Source organism: Achromobacter sp. SX5 (assembly GCF_056711425.1).
Genome location: NZ_CM160041.1, coordinates 1,752,273 through 1,769,694, shown reverse-complemented (window position 1 = coordinate 1,769,694; position 17,422 = coordinate 1,752,273). Strand labels below are relative to the sequence as shown.

Genomic DNA, 17,422 nt, shown 5'->3' with positions numbered 1-17,422 from the left:
CCTATGTCCACGGCGCCCGCCACGCACGATGCCTTGCCCGCACTAGACCGCTCCGGCGATACGCCGCTGCATGCCCAGGTGGCCACCCTGCTGCGCGGATACATCCGCACCAACCGCCTGGCGGCCGGCACCGCGCTGCCCAGCGAGGCGGGGCTGTGCGAGCGTTTCGGCGTGGCGCGCAGCGTGGTGCGCCAGGCCCTGGCGGCGCTGGCTTCCGAAGGCCTGATCCAGCGCGAAAGCGGCCGCCCGGCCACCGTGGCCGCGCCGCAGGAGCATCGCCGGCTGGTGCAGCGCTCCACCGGCCTGTACGAGCAGTTCGCCCAGTCCGGCGTCGCGCTGCAGACCCGCGTGCTGGCTCTCGCCCGCGCCGAGCCGCCCGCGGAAGTCGCCGAATTCTTCGGCACGACCCGGCTGCTGATGCTGGAACGCCTGCGCCACGTGGCCGACGCGCCGCTGGCCTATGTGCGCACCTGGCTGCCGGCCGACGCCGTGCCCGGGCTGCGCACCGAAGACCTGACCGACGCCTCGCTGCACGGCGTGCTGACGCGGCGTTTCGGCCTGCGTCCCGGCGCCGGGCGCAATCAGATCCGGGCCGTGGCCGCCGACGCCACCCTGGGCCGCCTGCTGGACACGCCCGCCGGCACGCCGCTATTGATGCTGCAGGGCCGCGGCATGGATCAGCTGGACCGGCCGCTGGAATGGTTCACCACCTGGCACCGCGCCGAACAACTGGTGTTCGACGTGGACGTCAGCGTGGGCCACGAAAGCTTGCAGCCGCGGCTGCAGACCGGCGCCGCGGCGTCCGAGGCCGCGCCCGAAGCGCACGACCCGCTGGCGCGCGCCCAGGCCCTGGTGGCCGAGCTTTCCGCCGAACTGGCGAGGCTGCGCGCGCAGCCCTGAAGTCCTCTTGCGGGGTCCGCGCCGGGCCCGCTCACAGGCGCGCGGCCGCGGGCGCCAGTTGCCGCGCCAGCGCCTTGCGATCGACCTTGCCCACCGAGTTCTCCGGCAGGCGCTCCATCCAGCGCACCTCGCGCGGCACGTAGATCCGGCCCAGGCGCGCCAGCACCGCGGCCTGTATGCCGGCCTCGTCCGGCGCGGCGTCGCCGGCGCGCTGCACGAAGATCACGGGCACTTCGCCCAGATCCTCGTCGGGCGCGCCCACCGCGCAGCAGGCCGCCACCCCGGGCAGCCCGGTCACTACCCCTTCTATCAGCGCCGGCGAAATGTTCTCGCCGCCCCGGATGATCACGTCCTTGATGCGGCCGGTGATGCTCAGATAGCCCTGCTCGTCGAAACGCCCCAGATCGCCCGTGCGCAGCAGCCGCGGCGCATCGGCGTCGGCGCCGTCCACGCCCAGATACCCCAGCATCAGGCTGTCGCCCTCGATGCAAATCTCGCCTTCGCCGCCCGGCGCGGCCTGCGTGCCGTCGGGCAGGCGCAGGCTCACGCGCTGGCCGGCCAGCACCGTGCCCACGGAACCCACGCGGCGCGCCGCGGGCGGATTCATGGTCGAGGTGCAGGTGGCTTCCGACAGCCCGTACGACACCACCAGCGGACAACCCAGGAAGGCCTCGATGCGCCGGTGCAGGGCTTCGGTGATGGGCGCCGAGCCGCACCGGGCGAAGCGCAGCGCCGCGAGACTGGCCGGATCGAATTCCAGCTCCAGCATGCGCGCATACATGGTGGGCACGCCGGTGATGATGGTGGGCCGGAACGCCGCGAGCAATCCCGGCATGTCCTCGGCCCGGAAGCGGCCGGCCAGCGCCACGCACGCGCCCGCCAGCAGCGGCGTGAAAATCTGGTTGTTGAGCGCATTGGTGTGATGCAGCGGCATGACGTGCAGCAGCCGGTCGCCGGGCGTCAGCCCGGTATGCGCCAGCACGCCGCGCGCGTTGTTGGCCAGCCCGCGATGGCTGAGCAGCACGCCCTTGGGATTGCCGGTGCTGCCCGACGTGAACAGCAGCAGGCCGGCCTCGCCGGGCGCGGCGTCGCTGGCGCCGCGCCAATCCAGCGGTCCTTGCGCGACCGCGCCCGCCTCCAGCAGGCGTTGCGGCGCCAGGCCGCTGGCCCGGGCCGTCGCGGCGTTGGCCTCGTCGTGCAGCATCCAGCCCAGTCCCACCGCCGCCACGCGCCGGGCGGTCTCCGCGTCCGACAGGCGCGGCTCCAGCGGACACGGGCATGCGCCCGCCGCCATCACGCCCAGAATGGCCAGCACCTGGGCCTGCGAACGTTCCATCGCGATCGCCACCAGGCTGCCGCGCGCCACGCCGGCGGCGCGCAGGCCGCCGGCGATGCGTCCGACCTCATGGTGCAGACCGGCATAGGTCAGCACGCCGTCCGCGGTCGCGATGGCGGGCCGGCCGGCCCATTGCGGCTGGCTCCACAGGCGCGCGAAAGCGGCCACCAGGGTGGCGTCGGCGATCGTCATGGCGGTCTCCTAACGCAGTGCGACGGCGGCGTCGCGCTCGAACTGCCCGTCGGGGTCCAGTTCGCGCAGCGCGCGCGCCTCCGCCGCCGTGGGCGGCGCGGACGGCTCGGCGCCCGAGGCGTCGAACTCGAACCCCGTGCGCTCGCGCACTTCGGACAGGCTGGATTCCGGATGCCAGGACTGCAGCGCCAGGCGCCCGTCGCGCTTGACGAACACGGCGATGGGCGTGACCACGCCATGGAATCCGCCCCAGGAAGTCATGAAGTCCAGCCTGGGCACGAAGGTGCGGCGCGAGTGCTCGGTGCGCCAGGTGCAGGCGCGCCTGGCGGTGGGCAGCATCACCGCGCCGCCGCCGCCGCCCGGCAGCCGCACCTTGGGTTCGTGCCAGTCGCCGATGCAGGAATTGTTGGCGCAGCCTTCCCCGTCGATCTGCGCGGCGCCCAGGAAGGTCAGGTCCATGCGGCCGCGCGTGCACAGGTCGTAGAAGTCCTCGTTCGAGAAAATCGAGGCCGTGTGCTCGGCCAGCACCGGGTCGGAGCTGGAGATCGGAACGTGCGAGGGCCGCGGATTCACGCCGCCGGCCACGTTGATGTAGACGAAGTCCCAGTCGTAGGCGCGCTTGGCCAGCAGGCAGGCCAGCATGGGCAGGGTGGAATTCACGCCGCTGAAGGTGATTTCGTCCGGCCGGATGAAACGCGCCAGGTTGGTGACGATGTACGAAAAGCCCGACCATTGCTCAGCCATGCTGCACCTCCCGCGCTTCAGGCGCCGCGGCCATGTGCGCCGCGAGATCGCCCTGCTTGTCCATGTATGCCTCCACCGCCGGGTAGTCGATGGCGTAGTCCGGCCAGCAGGACCCCGGCCAGGCGCTGCCCGGCGCCACGGCATACGCCTGCACCATGAAGAACGGCACCAGCGTGGATTCGGGATTGGCTTCGAACACCGCGCTGTCCACCATCTTCTCGGCCACCACCAGCACGCTGCCGGCGGCGCGCGACATGATCCGGTCCCAGTGCGCGGTGCCGTGCACGCGCACGTTGCCCAACGCGTCCACCTCCGACGCCTGGATCACGGCGAAGTCGGGGCGGATAGCCGGCACCACCCAGGTCTGCTGGCCGCTGCCATAGGGATCGTCCAGGCATTTCCAGCCGTTGAGTTCGGGCAGGCCGCTGCCGTGCAGGCCGCCGCAAGGCTGGAACGGCACGCCGAAGGCGGCCGCCCGCAGGCCGGCCGTCAGGCTGGCGCAGGCGTGTTCCTCCAGTTCGATCTCGCGACGCTCCACCGCCTTGCGATACCACGGCGCCAGGCCGAAGTTGCCTTCCATGGCGACGATGCCCGCGCGCACGCGGCGCAGCGCGCCGGCGCGGCACAGGATGTCCACGTCGTAGCCCGGCGACTGCTTGATCAGTTCCAGGTCGCGCCGCCCCTGCCGGATCAGTTCGCGCACGAAGGCGAACGGTCCGCGGTGCAGGAAGCTGCCGCCCAGCGCGATCGATGCGCCGTTGGGCACCAGCGCGGCCAGCTCGGCCAGCGTGCGCTGCTTGTCCTTCTGATTGAAACCCGATGCCATGATGTCTCCTTGCCTGCTCGTTCTTTTGCGTCTAGCGCGCCTGCAGATACGCCGCCACCCGGTCCTTCAGGCCCGGCTGGGCGGCGGAGCGCACCAGGCGGGCAAGATCCGTGTCCGGCGTTTCCGCCGACAGCGCCGCGTACAGCTGGACGCGGCTCGCGCAGCTCAGCGCGGACGCGGCGTCCAGCGCCTCGCGTTCAATGTCGGGCCAGTCCGGCGCGGCGGCGAGGCGGCTGGCGAAGCCGTCCCGCAACGCCTCTTGCGCGCCGAACGTGGCCGCCTGCTCCAGCACCGCGCGCGCCCGTTCCGCGCCCACCAGGGCCGCGTAACGGCGCGTGCCCAGCACCAGGCCGAACTTCAGCCCGGGCATGCGGAACGTGGCGTCCGGCGCGCTGACGCGCCATTTGCAGGCGCCGAACAGGTCCACGCCCGCGCCGAAGTTGCGGCCGTGGGCCAGGCCCAGCGTCAGGCACGGCGACGCCGCCAGCCGCTGCAGCAGCATCTCGATGCGCACAAAGCGCAGCAGCAGATCGCCCTCGCTCTGTTCCTGCCAGCCGCCGAAGTCGAAGCCCGCGCTGAAGTTCCTGCCCTCGCCCTTGAGCACGACGAGCCTGGCGCCCGCGGCCTCGGCCTCGTCCAGCGCGGCGATCAGCGCTTCCACCAGTGCGGCCGACAGGGCGTTCATCTTGTCGGGCCGCGCCAGCGTCAGCACATGCGCCGCTCCCTGCCTGTCGATGCGCAGGACGTCGTTCATTGCGCCGTCTCCTTGCGGGCCGCGCGCAGCGGGCCCAGCACCTCGTCGTTGTGTTCGCCCAGCGCCGGCGGACGGCGGCGCAAGGCGGTGGTCTGGCCGTCGAAACGCACGGGCAGTCCGAACGTGCGGGTGCGCACGCCGTTGGGCAGGTCCACGGGCTGCACCCAGCCCATGTGTTCCACCTGCGGGTCCGCCAGCACTTCGGAATAGGTGTTGATGGGCGCGCACGGCACCCCGGCCGCGCGGAAACGCGCCAGCCAGGTCTGGGCGTCCTCGGTTTCGAAGATCGCCTCCAGGATCTCGCGCAGCGCCGTCTGGTTGCGCGCGCGGGCGCTGGTATCGGTGAAACGCGGATCGGCCAGCAGATCCTCCCTGCCCACCGTGGCGCACACACCCTTCCACAAGGCCTGGTTGCCCGCCGCCATGCCGAAGTAGCCGCCCTTGCAGCGGAAGGCCTGGTACGGCGCATTGCGCGGATGCGCCGATCCCAGCTTGACCGGGTCCCTGCCGCTGCCGAAGAACTCCGACGTCTGCAGGGCCGCGATGCCCAGCGTGGCGCCCAGCATGGGCACGTCGATATGCGTGCCCTGCCCGCTGGCCTGGGCCGCGCGCAGCGCCGACGCGATGGCGAATGCGCCGTACAGGCCGGCCGAAAAATCGGCCACGGGAACGCCGCATTTCACGGGTTCGCCGCCGGCCTCGCCGGTCACGCTCATGATGCCGCTCATCGCCTGGATGGTCAGGTCGAACCCGCCTTCCTGCGAACGCGGCCCCGACTGGCCGTAGGCCGAGATCGAGCAATAGACCAGCCGGGGATTGGCCTCGCGCAGTTGCGCGTATCCCAATCCCAGGCGCTCCATCACGCCGGGCCGGTTGTTCTCGATCAGCACGTCGGCGGACAGCGCGAGCTCGCGCGCCAGGGCCAGGTCGCCGGGGTCCTTCAGGTTCAGCGTCACCGAACGCTTGTTGCGGTTCAGCGACGCGAAGTTCTCGCTATAGCCGTCGGAAATGGGCGGCCAGCTGCGCAGCGTGTCGCCGCCTTCGGGGTTTTCGACCTTGATCACATCGGCGCCCATGTCAGCCAACAACATGCCGCAAAAAGGCCCCGCCGCGACATTGCAAATCTCCAGCACTGTGATGCCGGCCAGCGCCGAACTGGGTGTCATGCCTTACCTCTCGTTATGAAAATTCAATATTTGGGACTAGCAAATCATTATAAAAGCACGCCGCGAAACCGGGCATCATTCAACGCACGCCAGATGCAAGGCCATGAATTTCAGCATGAATCCTAGTGCATTCCCTAAGCCACGTGCTTATTTGTTGACCAGAATATCACCGTGTGGAATTCTAAGTAAACCATTTTTTGGAATTCATATCCTATATTTTAGGACTTATGAAGAATCGAGGCCCCGCCCCGACACCAAGGAGACTTCCATGAAGAACACGTGGCGCATCGCCCTGGCGGGCATGGCGCTGGCTTTGGCGGGCGGCGCGGCCGCCGCCGCCTGGCCGACCAAACCCATCCGCATGGTGGTTCCCTTCCCGCCCGGCGGGGCGACCGATGCCGCCGCGCGCATCTATGCGCAGCATCTGGGCGACTACCTGGGACAGGGCGTGGTCGTGGAAAACAAGGCGGGCGCGGGAGGCGAGATCGGCGCGGAGTACGTCGCCAAATCCCCGGCCGACGGCTACACCCTGCTGATGGGCGCCGTGGGCAGCCACGCGATCCATGCCGCCATGCCGGACAAGCCCGGCTATGACTTCGGCACCGCCTTCGTGGGCGTGTCGATGGCCACCAGCATGCCCATGGCCGTGGCCGTGAACAGCGGCAAGATCCCCGCGAAGAACATCCGGGAACTGATCGATCTGGCCAAGAGCCGGCCGGGTTCCATCACCTTCGGTTCGGCCGGTCCCGGCACGTCCCAGCACATGGCGGGCGAACTCTTCCAGGTCGTGACGGGCACCCGGCTCATGCACGTGCCCTACCGCGGCAGCGGCCCGGCCATCACGGACCTGCTCGGCGGCCAGATCGACATGGTGATCGAAACGCTGCCGGCGCTGCTGCCGCACATCGCAACCGGCAAGATCCGCCTGCTCGGCGTCACCACGGCCACGCGCGCCACCGCGCTGCCGGACCTGCCCACGCTGGCCGAGCAGGGGGTGAAGGATTATTCCGTCGCCACCACCTACGCGCTGCTGGCGCCTGCCGGCACGCCGCCCGCCGTGGTGGACAAGCTCTCGGCCGGCATGCAGAAGGCCGCCGCCATGCCGTCCGTGCAGCAGGCCGCGCAGAAACTGGGCGCGGACGCCGTGGCCACCTCGCCGGCCGACACCGGCCGGGTGCTCAAGCAGGAAGTGGCGCGCTGGGCCGACGTGGTGCGCTTGTCGGCGGCGAAATGATCAACAGCGGAAACGCAGGGGGCTATTGATCCAGATAGCCGCGCCGATAGCCCATCCCCTGCGAAATGGACTGCGCGCAGGCCGCCACGTCCGGCGCCAGCTGCTTCATCCTGGTCGCGCTCAGGCGGTCCAGCGGACCCGAGATGCCCACCGCGGCCACCGGCTGGTCCAGGCTGTTGAACAAGGTCACGGCCAGCCCGCCCACGCCTTCGCGCCATTCGCCCCGGTTGATCGCATAACCGCTGCGGGCGATTTTGCGCAGCTCGTCCTTCAGCAGCGGCATCGACACGATGGTCGACGGCGTATGGCGCGCGAGCTGGTCGGCGTAGCGCTCGACGTAGCCCTCGGGCTGGTAGGCCAGCAGGGCCTTGCCGGTGGCGACGGCATAGGCCGGGGCGCGGCCGCCCACCATGGAGTAGGCGCGTATGGGCTGGGGGCTGTCGATCTTGTCCACGTAGACCACGTCGAAGCCGTCGAGCACGGACAGGTGCACGGTTTCGCCCGTCTGGTCGGCCAGCGTGCGCATGAAGGGAGCGGCCAGCTTGCGCAGGTCCAGCTGGGCAAGCTGGCGCGCGGCCAGCTCGAACAGCCTGACCGAACCGCGGTACCCTCCGCCGTCGTCATCCTTGATCACGTAGCCCGCATGCATGAGCGTCTGCAAGGTGCGGTGCGTATTGCTGCGGGTCAGCCCCACGCGGGCGGCCAGCGCATCGATGCTGCGCGGCGGATCGTCCACGTCGGTGACCGCTTCCAACACCATCAAGCCTTTGAGCAGCGTCTTGTCCATCACATATTTCCTAATATTTAGGACAAAATAGCACGAGACGCCGGGCCCGGCCAGGATCTAGCGCACGCCGTCCGCGATCGCGGCCCGCACGGCTTGCGAGCGGTCCCAGAGGTTGGGCTGGCTGGCCGAGGAATAGCCCGACACGAACGGCTTGGCCTGGCCGCTGGCCGGGTCATAGACGTGGCGCGACACCGCGCCGATATTGCCGCCGTACAGATGCACGCTGATGGAGACCTGGTCCGCGTGCGCGTTCGAAACCCGGTGGATGTCGCCTTCTTCGGGCGACAGGCGCGCCACGTCGCCGGGGCGCAGGGTCGTGGCCGGGCCGGCTGGCGCCAGGCGGCCCTGGGCGTCGCGCGCGTAGCGCTGGTCGACCTCGGCGCCGCGCAGCATGCCCACATAGCCCCAGACTTCGTGGTCGTGCACCGGCGTGGACTGCCCCGGCCCCCAGACGAAACTCACCAGCGAAAAGCGCTCCAGCGGATCGCAATGCAACAGGTACTGCTGGTAGTACTGCGGATGCGGCGCGGTGCAGGACTCGGGCAGCCAGTCGTCATGGCGCACCAGGCCGGCGAACGCCGCCTCCAGCGCCGCGCTCTGCCGCAGCCCGTCGGCCGACGCCATGCGCGTGGCCGTGGCAATGAAACCGCGCAGCCGGTCCAGGCCGGTTCGAGAGTCAGGCATTCGTATCTCCAGGTCAGGGATAAATCCCAGATGAGAAATCCAGTATCCATCATTCGGGAAAAATGCGCATCCCGCGGCTCGCCCGCCCCGCCGCCGGCGACCGTTTTTTTCTTGACAGGCCCATGCCCGCGCGTGCAGCGTATCGGACTGCCTGCAAGATAGAAAATGAATCCTACGCATCTACAAATTCCCGCCACGCTGGCGCATGCCCTGCGGGCGGCGCGCCGCGTGCTGGTATTCACCGGCGCGGGCGTTTCCGCCGAAAGCGGCATCGCCACCTTCCGCGACGCGCTCACCGGCCTGTGGTCCCGCTTCGACGCGCAGGCGCTGGCCACGCCCGAGGCCTTCAGGGCGCATCCCGACATCGTCTGGGGCTGGTACGAATGGCGCCGCGCCCAGGTGCTGCGCGCCACGCCCAACGCCGCCCACCGCGCCATCGCCGAACTGGCCCGGCACGTGCCGGAACTATGCGTCGTCACGCAGAACGTGGACGACCTGCACGAACGCGCCGGCAGCCTCGGCGTCGCGCACCTGCACGGCAGCCTGCACGCGCCGCGCTGCTCGGGCTGCGGCGCGCCCCAGGCCTGCGCCGATGACGCGCCCCAGGAGCCCGAAGAAGGCAGGCGCATCGCGCCCCCGGCCTGCACGCGCTGCGGCGCGCCGGTGCGGCCCGGCGTCGTCTGGTTCGGCGAAAGCCTGCCCGTCGACGCGTGGAACACCGCCATCCGCGCCGCCGAGCAATGCGACCTGCTGCTGAGCATCGGCACCTCGGCGCTGGTCTACCCGGCCGCCGAGCTGCCGCAGCGCGCGCTGGCCGCCGGCGCCATCGTGGCCCAGATCAATCCGGCCGCCACGCCGCTGGACGCGCGCGCGCACCACAACCTGCGCGGCCCGGCCGCCGAGCTCATGCCCAGGCTGCTCGACAGCGCCGGATTCGACGCGGGCGGCGGCGATTGAATCGCCTGGCGACGTAAAGATTCGTGAGGATGTTCGGCCCAGGGGAAACCCCAAATCCCACCCCGCCCAGCGCGGGATACAGTGGCGCAATAGGTTTCGGCAGTGGAGATCATCATTCCATTTTCCTGGAGACTTCCCGACGTGTTCGTGCGCTCGCCAGACGGTGTCCTGCACCGCGTGGTGCGCCACGCCACGACCGCTGAAACCATCGCCAAGCTCGAAAGCATGCCCAGCAGCTACCATCTGGACTGCGAATGCAAACTCGACAACGGCGAGACCCTCTGCTGGATCGGCAATGACCGCTACCGCCAATTGAACGGCGGCCAGATCTTCACTGCCGAACCCGCGGTCGCCGCGCCCCATTTCAACGCCCGCAAGAGCGGCTTCGCGGCAGGCGGCGAGCACACACCCGGTAGCAAACCCGACCCGCGCAAGAAGCTTGCCGCGGGCCAGGACCATGTACCATTGGCTGTCGTCAATCTGAAAACCGGCAACGACTGGAGCCTGATACGCGCATGGCGCGAGCATCTCAATATCAGCACCGCTGATATGGCTGCCCGGCTGGGCGTGGATCACTCCATTTACATCGAACTGGAACGGCCGCGACCGCGGCCCCGGCAGGCCATCCTGGACCGCGTATCTGCGGCCCTGGGCGTGTCTCCCGACCAGCTCGACGATTCCTTGTTAGGAGGACATTTCCACTGAAATGTCCGAATGATTCTGGCGTCGCATACCAATGACCCGCGCATGGAGGTGTAAATATGCTCGGCACGGCAAGACGGCTTACCGATGTCCTCGCCACCGCTCCGGATGGCACGCTGTACCGTATCGAACGCTTCGTTTCGGGCCACGATGCGTGCTCCGCAATGGGCACGTCCCGTTTCGATCCGAAGACCCACTGCGTATGCCGCACCAGCGCCGGCGACCAGGTCGCCTGGCTGGGCGGACAGGCCTACCAGCTGCTGAAAAGCGGCACGGCCTTGACGGCGGTGGACCGACGACGGCAACAGTGAACACCGCGTAAAAACAGAAAGCGGCTTGATGATTGCTCATCAAGCCGCTTTTTGTATTGTCCGGATCTTGCCTCGCACATCGCCACGATGCGTGTCGGCATGAAATTGAATTGGCGCGCCCGGCAGGATTCGAACCTACGACCCCCTGGTTCGTAGCCAGGTACTCTATCCAGCTGAGCTACGGGCGCCCCGAAAGAGGCGTGTTTATACCATGAATCAAATAGGCTGCGCAAATCGGCACGGGCCCGCCCATACTTGACCCAGGTCAAGGAAATAGGCGGGCGCCGCGCAGTACGCTGGTTGGGTACGCGACGGACCCGCGCCTCGCCGCGGTTTTCATTCCACTTCGACGCGGACCGGACAGCAGGTATCGTCATGGCCAAGAAGTTTCCGCTGCATCCCAAGCACCCCGAACGCATCTGCTGGGGCTGCGACCGCTACTGTTCCACCGATTCCATGGCCTGCGGCAACGGGTCGGGGCGCACCATGCATCCCGCCGAAACGCTGGGCGAGGACTGGTACACGGTGGGCGACTGGGGATTCGACGAAGAAGAAACGCCGGCGCAGAAAACCGTCGCGATGCTCCAGCCCTCGCCCTGAAGACGGCGCCGGACGGATTAAAACCTCCGGCCACATCCCCGCATACCGCGAAACTAGTCCAAATAAACCGGTTCATGCGTGCACCGTTGCGCGGCTGCACAGTTTAAAAAATAATTGGATTTTTTTCGGAGTCGGGCAGATTATCTCGCCAGCGGGAAAAAATACCGTCGCGCCAGCGCGGCCCATCAATTCGACCTACGGAGATCCGCCGCCACGCCTGAATCAATGCGGTCCAACTAGCTTGAAAACAAATCGTTTTTCTGTTTGAAGCCTCACCGAACTTCACAGCCAATTCTTATTGGAGCGATAAAAATGAAGCTGAGCCGTCGCAAATTCAATGCAGGTGGTCTTACCTTACTCGCAGCCGGCACGCTGGCTGGGCCGGCCCGGGCCGCCGACGGGCTGATCGCCGATCTGCCCGAGGGCGATGAACAATTCGGACTGGCGACCGACGCCTATATTTACGCCTACCCGCTGGTGACCATGGAAATGACCCGAAGAGTCATGACCAACGTCGCCGAACCGGAGGGAACCCGGGCGCCGATGGGGCACCTCATCAAGCTGCGCCACTATCCGGACGCCAAATTCCGGGACGTCACGGCGCCGAACGCCGACACCCTCTACACCACGGCCTTTATCGACGTGGGCGACGAACCCTGGGTGGTCAGCCTGCCCGACCTGCACGGCCGCTACGCCCTGTTTCCCATGCTCGACGGCTGGACCACGGTATTCGACGTCCCCGGCAAGCGGACCACGGGCACGGGGGCGCAGACCTTCATCGTGACCGGCCCCGGATGGCAAGGCGCCGTGCCCGAGGGCATGACGCATTACAAATCCCCCACCAGCATCGTCTGGCTGCTCGGCCGCATCTACTGTTCCGGCACGTCCCAGGACTACGCCGAGGTGCACAAGGTCCAGGACGAGGTCAAGCTCAGCCCGCTGAGCGCCTGGGGCAAAAACTGGACCCCGCCCAAGGGCAAGGTCGATCCGTCCATAGACATGAAGACCCCGGTGCGCGACCTGGTCAACAATATGGACGCGATCGCCTACTTCACGCTGTTCGCCGAACTCCTGAAGCGCAATCCTCCCAACGCGGCCGACGCTCCCATGGTGGCGAGACTGGCCTCGATCGGCATCGTGCCGGGGCAGGACTTCGACCGCAGCAAATTCAATCCCGAGTTCTCCAAGCGCGTGCCGCAGGTCGGTTTCGGGCGCATCATGACGCATTTCAAATCCAGCGGCGGCGATATCCAGGAAATCGACGGCTGGGGTTTTACGACCAAGACCGGCATTTACGGCACCAATTATCTGCAGCGCGCCCTGGTGGCCGCGATCGGCCTGGGCGCCAACCGTCCGCAGGACGCGATCTACCCCACTTCGCTGCAGTCGGACACCGGAGCGATCAAACGGGCCTATAACGGTTCGGAAAAATACGTCCTGACCTTCAAGAAAGGCATGACCCCGCCGGTCTCCGGATTCTGGTCATTGACCATGTACGACGATAAATATTTCTTCGTCGACAACCCGCTCAACCGCTATTCCATCAGCGCGCGCCAGGCGCTGAAAACCAAGCCCGACGGCTCGATCGACCTGCTCATCCAGCATGAATCCCCCGGCCCCGAACTGGAGTCGAACTGGCTGCCGGCGCCCAAGGGCAGGTTCATCCTGATGATGCGCCTGTACTGGCCCAACGAAAGCGACCCGTCGATCATCAACGGCACCTGGACCATACCCCCCGTCAGGCGGGTGAGCTGATCCCCGCAGCGCGGGAGGGTTTGCGATGAAAAACAAGCTCAGCGGCGGCCTGCTTTGCGGGCTGCTCCATGGCGCGTCCGCCCTGGCGGCGGGCGCGGACGCGCCCGCGCAGCAGGCCGGGCCTTCGGATCAATGGGAGTTTGCGGTCACGCCCTACTTCTGGGCGGCCGGATTCTCCGGCAAGGTATCCCAGCCGCGCCTGCCGGTCATCGACGTGGACGCGGATTTCGGCAAGCTGTTCGACAACCTGGATTTCGGCGCCATGCTGATCGGCGAAGCGCGCAAGGGCCGCTACAGCATCTTCGGCGACCTGATCTACACCAAGATCGGCACCCAGGGAGACACGCCGCACGGCCTGCTGGCCACCAGCGCCGACGTCAAGACCTCGACCTTCGCCGGACTCATCGGCGCCGGCTATTCCGTGCTGGAAAACTCGCCGCACCAGCTGGACGTGGTCGCGGGCCTGCGGGTGTGGTCGGTCGACACCGACATCACGCTCAAGGGCGCACACCTCAACGGCAGGAAACGCAGCGACGGCGACACCTGGGTCGACGGCCTGGTGGGCGTGCGCGGAAACTATGCGATCAACCCGAAGCTCTACGTCACGGGCTGGGGCCTGATCGGCGCCGGCGGGGCGCAAGCCGATTGGGACCTGGGGCTGGGGCTGGGCTACCGCGTCAGCAAAAACGTCTCGGCGGCCATCGGCTACCGCGCCATAGGCGTGGACTACAGCCGGGGGGATTTCAAATTCGACGCCGTGCTGCAAGGCCCCATGGCGGGACTGACGATCCGGTTCTAGCCTCGCCACGCAAAACAAAAAGGCCTTCGATCGAGATCAAAGGCCTTTCCATTTTCTTTGCTGTATTGGCCAAATCCAGATTTGGCGCGCCCGGCAGGATTCGAACCTACGACCCCCTGGTTCGTAGCCAGGTACTCTATCCAGCTGAGCTACGGGCGCTCCGGCAAAGAGGCAAAATTATATCAGAAAATCTTGCCGTGCTTTTACTGCTTTTTACTGCTTCTACTTCTACTGCGTTTTTGCTTGAACCATCATTCCGATGGCGCGCCCGGCAGGATTCGAACCTACGACCCCCTGGTTCGTAGCCAGGTACTCTATCCAGCTGAGCTACGGGCGCGTGTCAGAGCAAGCCTTGAATAATAGCGTTATTTCAGAAGGCGCGCAAGTCAGGAAGATTGCGCATCGATATCCAGCCTTGTCATCAATGCCCTCGCCTGCTCGACCACGTCGGCGTCGTTGGGCCGGAAGTCCATGCGCAGCGCCTGTGGCAATCGGGAGAAATGGGCGTGGCAGCTGTGGGCATAGGCCGGATCGTAATGCTCGTCTATCAGCTCGCGCGCCAGCTCGCGCCGCGCGCCCAGGTCCACCAGCGCCTGCCAGCCGCTGACCCGCTCGCGGCTGTGCAGGCCGACCAGCCGCTGCAGCTGCGCCTTCAGCGACGCGGGATCGTCGAACAGTTGCGCGTAGTCCTGCTGCAGGAACGCGGCCCGGTCCTCGCGGCTGGAGCGCACATCCACGCAAGGGCTGTCATGCATGGCGGCCAGCAGCGCCGCCGGCAAGGCCACCGCGCCGATCTTGCGGCTCTCGGCCTCGACGAACACCGGGCGCGACGGATCGAGCTGGCGCAGCGCCTGCGCCAGCCGCGTATCGAAGCCTTTTTGCGTGGGCTGCGGCACCCCGGCCCACGCCCCCAGCAGGGAACCGCGATGCGCGGCCAGTTGCTCCAGGTCCAGCGTCTGCGCGCCCGCCCCGGCCAGCGCGTTCAGCAGCCGCGTCTTGCCGCTGCCGGTCGGCCCGGTCAGCACGATGTAGCGCAGCGTGCCCGGCAACTGCTCCAGCGCTTCCAGCGTCGCGCGGCGATAGGCCTTGTACCCGCCATCGAGCTGGCGCGCGCGCCAGCCGATCATGTTGAACATGGTCGTCATGGAGCCCGAGCGCGTGCCGCCTCGCCAGCAATAGACCAGCGGGCGCCAGCCCTGCGGCCGGTCCACGAAAAGGCTCTCCAGATGCGCGGCGATATTGCGCGCCACCAGCGCCGCGCCGACCCGAGAGGCCTCGAACGGCGAGACCTGCTTGTAGAGCGTGCCGACCACGACGCGCTCCTCGTTGCTCAGCACCGGCGCGTTGATCGCGCCCGGAATATGGTCATCGGCGAATTCGAGCGGCGTGCGCACATCGATGATCTCATCGAAGTCGTCGACCCGGTCGAGCGTGGCGAGCAGGTGTTTCAAGGTGGCGGCGCGAAAGAGGGAAAGCTCGATTCTCTCATGCCGGAAAGAAGGCGGGCCCGCATCGAGGCATGGCGGCTTGCCTTCACAGGAACAATTTGACGATGCCCCCGATCAGGACCACTACGGAGATACCCAGCCCGAACGGGTACCAGAATGCCTCGCGGGTGAGCTTATGTCCCTCCGCATAGAACTTGATCTGTTCCGCAAAGAGCTTGCCGGCTTCAGCGTTGAGCTTGCTGATCTCGGCACGGATTTTTTCCAGTTCGGCGTCTTCCATGTCGGCAACCTTTGCTGTGCTCATCACGGCGGTTCCTTGTTAGAAAAACAGCTTGGCAAAAGCCACCCCCGCGCCGAACATGGCAATGGCGACCGTCACCGGATACCAGAATGTCTCGCGCGTAATCTTGCCGGCCTCGGCGCCTATGCGGAGCGATTCCGCCATCAGCTTGCTGATCTCTGCACGAATTTTCTCCAGTTCAGCTTCTTGCATGTTGGCGACCCCTGTTGTGCCTGTCGTGGCGTTTGCCTGCGAGCGTACGCGGCCGCACGCCGTGCGCCGCCTCCGAAAAAAATTATAGGTATGGCCTGGCGATTCCGAAACCTTCCTCCGGTCCTAGGGAACTGCGTATTTGCCGAGGGAGGCAAGAAAAAACCCGCAGAGCTTACGCTTCTGCGGGTTTTTGGGACATCGCGACGGATCGCGGCGTCCATGTCTGGCGGAGATGGTGGGATTCGAACCCACGATGCAGTTTTTAGCCACATACTCCCTTAGCAGGGGAGCCCCTTCAGCCTCTCGGGCACATCTCCGAAGAGAACGAGATTCTAGCACGACTTTTTTGACTCATGCCGCCGAGGGGGCGGCTAGCGCGAAAAAAATCGTGCCGTAGCGCTTGTTCAGGCCTTCTCGGCGGGCGCCTGGTCCAGGCCGAAGGCCTTGTGCAGCGCGCGCACGCCCAGCTCCATGTACTTGTCGTCGATGATGACCGAGGTCTTGATTTCGCTGGTGCTGATCATCTGGATGTTGATGCCTTCCTGCGACAGCGTCTGGAACATCAGGCTGGCCACGCCCACGTGCGAGCGCATGCCGATGCCGACGATGGAGACCTTGGCGACCTTTTCGTCGGTGGACAGTTCGCGCGCGCCCACGGCGGGGATGACTTCGCGCTTGAGCAGGTCCACGGCGCGCGCGAATTCATTGCGGTTCACGGTGAACGAGAAGTCGGTCGTGCCGGCCACGGACTGGTTCTGCACGATCATGTCGACGTCGATGTTGGCGGCGGCGACCGGACCCAGGATGGAGAAGGCGATACCGGGTTTGTCCGGAACGGCCAGCAGGGTGATTTTGGCTTCGTCGCGGCTGAAGGCGATGCCGGAGACAACGGCGGCTTCCATTTTTTCGTCTTCCTCAAAAGTAATCAGCGTGCCCGAGACCATTTCTTCTTCGAGCGGGATGAGCGGGTCGGTCAGCGAGGACAGGACCCGCACCGGCACACGGTATTTGCCGGCGAATTCGACCGAGCGGATCTGCAGGACCTTGGAGCCCAGCGAGGCCATTTCCAGCATTTCCTCGAAGGAAACGACGGCCATGCGGCGCGCTTCGGGCACCACGCGCGGATCGGTCGTGTAGACCCCGTCGACGTCGGTGTAGATCAGGCATTCGTCGGCCTTGATGGCGGCCGCCACGGCCACGGCCGAGGTATCGGAGCCGCCGCGGCCCAGCGTGGTGATGTGGCCTTCGGGATCGACGCCCTGGAAGCCCGTGACGATGACCACGCGGCCGGCGTCCAGATCGCCGCGGATGCGCGCGTCGTCGATGGCGCTGATGCGCGCCTTGGTGAACGACGAATCCGTGCGCACGGGCACCTGCCAGCCGGCATAGCTGCGCGCCGGCACGCCTTCGGCCTGCAGCGCGATGGCCAGCAGGCCGCTGCTGGCCTGCTCGCCGGTGGCGGCGATCATGTCGAGCTCGCGCGTGTCGGGCTGGGGCGAAATCTCGCGCGCCAGGCCGAGCAGGCGATTGGTTTCGCCCGCCATCGCCGACGGGACTACGACAACCTGGTGGCCGGCGGCGTGCCACTTCGCGACGCGGCGCGCCACGTTCTTGATGCGCTCGACCGAGCCCATCGAAGTACCGCCATATTTGTGAACGATCAGGGACATCTCGTACTCTGGCTGGGAACCCGCCGCAAAAGGTTGACGGGCAAAGCCGTATATTCTAGCGCGA

General features: G+C 66.9%; 19 protein-coding genes and 4 tRNA genes. 8 read left to right on the top strand and 15 right to left on the bottom strand.

What is annotated here, in order from left to right; translation table 11 throughout:
* Positions 1-3 precede the first annotated feature (3 nt).
* On the top strand, positions 4-900 hold the full coding sequence (locus AC1M14_RS08420; RefSeq protein WP_209167052.1) for a GntR family transcriptional regulator: 897 nt from the start codon (positions 4-6) through the stop codon (positions 898-900).
* Positions 901-931: 31 nt separating this feature from the next.
* On the opposite strand, the gene AC1M14_RS08415 is transcribed toward AC1M14_RS08420, so the two are convergent.
* Genes AC1M14_RS08415 through AC1M14_RS08395 form a run of 5 tightly spaced genes read right to left on the bottom strand, consistent with a single transcriptional unit; the run spans position 932 to position 5,918 of the window.
* Positions 932-2,428, bottom strand: a complete 1,497-nt coding sequence (locus AC1M14_RS08415; protein WP_479731389.1) for a class I adenylate-forming enzyme family protein — start codon at positions 2,426-2,428, stop codon at positions 932-934.
* 9 nt (positions 2,429-2,437) lie between these two features.
* Entirely contained in the window at positions 2,438-3,172 is a 735-nt protein-coding gene (locus AC1M14_RS08410) for a CoA-transferase subunit beta (RefSeq protein ID WP_209167050.1), read from the bottom strand.
* Positions 3,165-3,998 (bottom strand): CoA transferase subunit A, encoded by an 834-nt coding sequence (locus AC1M14_RS08405; protein WP_102772497.1) that lies wholly within the window; start codon positions 3,996-3,998, stop codon positions 3,165-3,167. The genes AC1M14_RS08410 and AC1M14_RS08405 overlap by 8 nt, the downstream gene beginning before the upstream one ends.
* 31 nt (positions 3,999-4,029) lie before the next feature.
* Positions 4,030-4,752, bottom strand: a complete 723-nt coding sequence (locus AC1M14_RS08400; RefSeq protein ID WP_209167049.1) for an enoyl-CoA hydratase/isomerase family protein — start codon at positions 4,750-4,752, stop codon at positions 4,030-4,032.
* The gene (locus tag AC1M14_RS08395) at positions 4,749-5,918 is read right to left on the bottom strand and encodes a CaiB/BaiF CoA transferase family protein (protein ID WP_102772499.1); all 1,170 of its coding nucleotides are present in this window, start codon (positions 5,916-5,918) and stop codon (positions 4,749-4,751) included. The genes AC1M14_RS08400 and AC1M14_RS08395 overlap by 4 nt, the downstream gene beginning before the upstream one ends.
* A gap of 268 nt (positions 5,919-6,186) precedes the next feature.
* Here AC1M14_RS08395 and AC1M14_RS08390 point away from each other — a divergent pair, with 268 nt between their 5' ends.
* Positions 6,187-7,152, top strand: coding sequence for a tripartite tricarboxylate transporter substrate binding protein (locus AC1M14_RS08390; protein ID WP_479731388.1), 966 nt, complete (start codon positions 6,187-6,189; stop codon positions 7,150-7,152).
* A gap of 22 nt (positions 7,153-7,174) precedes the next feature.
* On the opposite strand, the gene AC1M14_RS08385 is transcribed toward AC1M14_RS08390, so the two are convergent.
* Both AC1M14_RS08385 and AC1M14_RS08380 read right to left on the bottom strand, forming a co-directional pair.
* Positions 7,175-7,939, bottom strand: coding sequence for an IclR family transcriptional regulator (locus tag AC1M14_RS08385; protein WP_479731387.1), 765 nt, complete (start codon positions 7,937-7,939; stop codon positions 7,175-7,177).
* Between the two features lie 57 nt (positions 7,940-7,996).
* A complete protein-coding gene (locus tag AC1M14_RS08380; RefSeq protein ID WP_479731386.1) occupies positions 7,997-8,623 on the bottom strand; it encodes a cysteine dioxygenase family protein in 627 nt (208 codons plus the stop codon).
* Between the two features lie 165 nt (positions 8,624-8,788).
* On the opposite strand from AC1M14_RS08380, the gene AC1M14_RS08375 reads away from it, so the two are divergent.
* The 3 genes from AC1M14_RS08375 (at position 8,789) to AC1M14_RS08365 (ending at position 10,593) form a co-directional block, all read left to right on the top strand.
* Positions 8,789-9,580: an SIR2 family NAD-dependent protein deacylase gene (locus AC1M14_RS08375; protein ID WP_479731385.1), complete on the top strand. Its 792-nt coding sequence runs from the start codon at positions 8,789-8,791 to the stop codon at positions 9,578-9,580.
* Between the two features lie 102 nt (positions 9,581-9,682).
* Positions 9,683-10,285 (top strand): helix-turn-helix domain-containing protein, encoded by a 603-nt coding sequence (locus tag AC1M14_RS08370; RefSeq protein WP_102772504.1) that lies wholly within the window; start codon positions 9,683-9,685, stop codon positions 10,283-10,285.
* Positions 10,286-10,446: 161 nt separating this feature from the next.
* Complete coding sequence (locus AC1M14_RS08365; RefSeq protein WP_246842339.1) at positions 10,447-10,593, top strand: hypothetical protein; 147 nt, start codon at positions 10,447-10,449, stop codon at positions 10,591-10,593.
* 111 nt (positions 10,594-10,704) lie between these two features.
* On the opposite strand, the gene AC1M14_RS08360 is transcribed toward AC1M14_RS08365, so the two are convergent.
* Positions 10,705-10,781: transfer RNA gene (locus tag AC1M14_RS08360), tRNA-Arg, on the bottom strand.
* Positions 10,782-10,968: 187 nt separating this feature from the next.
* Here AC1M14_RS08360 and AC1M14_RS08355 point away from each other — a divergent pair.
* The 3 genes from AC1M14_RS08355 (at position 10,969) to AC1M14_RS08345 (ending at position 13,747) form a co-directional block, all read left to right on the top strand.
* Positions 10,969-11,193 carry a DUF3079 domain-containing protein gene (locus AC1M14_RS08355; protein ID WP_111824596.1) on the top strand — a complete coding sequence of 75 codons (225 nt, stop codon included), beginning with the start codon at positions 10,969-10,971 and terminating at the stop codon, positions 11,191-11,193.
* A gap of 312 nt (positions 11,194-11,505) precedes the next feature.
* Entirely contained in the window at positions 11,506-12,948 is a 1,443-nt protein-coding gene (locus tag AC1M14_RS08350) for a DUF1254 domain-containing protein (RefSeq protein WP_479731384.1), read from the top strand.
* A gap of 25 nt (positions 12,949-12,973) precedes the next feature.
* Positions 12,974-13,747, top strand: a complete 774-nt coding sequence (locus AC1M14_RS08345) for a hypothetical protein (RefSeq protein ID WP_479731383.1) — start codon at positions 12,974-12,976, stop codon at positions 13,745-13,747.
* An 82-nt stretch (positions 13,748-13,829) separates the two neighbouring features.
* Here AC1M14_RS08345 and AC1M14_RS08340 read toward each other — a convergent pair.
* From AC1M14_RS08340 to AC1M14_RS08310, 7 genes are all read right to left on the bottom strand, one after another.
* Positions 13,830-13,906: transfer RNA gene (locus AC1M14_RS08340), tRNA-Arg, on the bottom strand.
* A gap of 101 nt (positions 13,907-14,007) precedes the next feature.
* Positions 14,008-14,084: transfer RNA gene (locus AC1M14_RS08335), tRNA-Arg, on the bottom strand.
* A gap of 49 nt (positions 14,085-14,133) precedes the next feature.
* Positions 14,134-15,198 (bottom strand): tRNA 2-selenouridine(34) synthase MnmH, encoded by a 1,065-nt coding sequence (gene mnmH, locus AC1M14_RS08330; RefSeq protein ID WP_209166908.1) that lies wholly within the window; start codon positions 15,196-15,198, stop codon positions 14,134-14,136.
* An 82-nt stretch (positions 15,199-15,280) separates the two neighbouring features.
* The gene (locus tag AC1M14_RS08325; RefSeq protein WP_111824592.1) at positions 15,281-15,499 is read right to left on the bottom strand and encodes a hypothetical protein; all 219 of its coding nucleotides are present in this window, start codon (positions 15,497-15,499) and stop codon (positions 15,281-15,283) included.
* A 15-nt stretch (positions 15,500-15,514) separates the two neighbouring features.
* On the bottom strand, positions 15,515-15,688 hold the full coding sequence (locus tag AC1M14_RS08320) for a hypothetical protein (protein ID WP_168202092.1): 174 nt from the start codon (positions 15,686-15,688) through the stop codon (positions 15,515-15,517).
* A gap of 224 nt (positions 15,689-15,912) precedes the next feature.
* Positions 15,913-16,005: transfer RNA gene (locus tag AC1M14_RS08315), tRNA-Ser, on the bottom strand.
* Between the two features lie 87 nt (positions 16,006-16,092).
* The gene (locus AC1M14_RS08310) at positions 16,093-17,358 is read right to left on the bottom strand and encodes an aspartate kinase (protein WP_102772511.1); all 1,266 of its coding nucleotides are present in this window, start codon (positions 17,356-17,358) and stop codon (positions 16,093-16,095) included.
* Between the last annotated feature and the right edge of the window lie 64 nt (positions 17,359-17,422).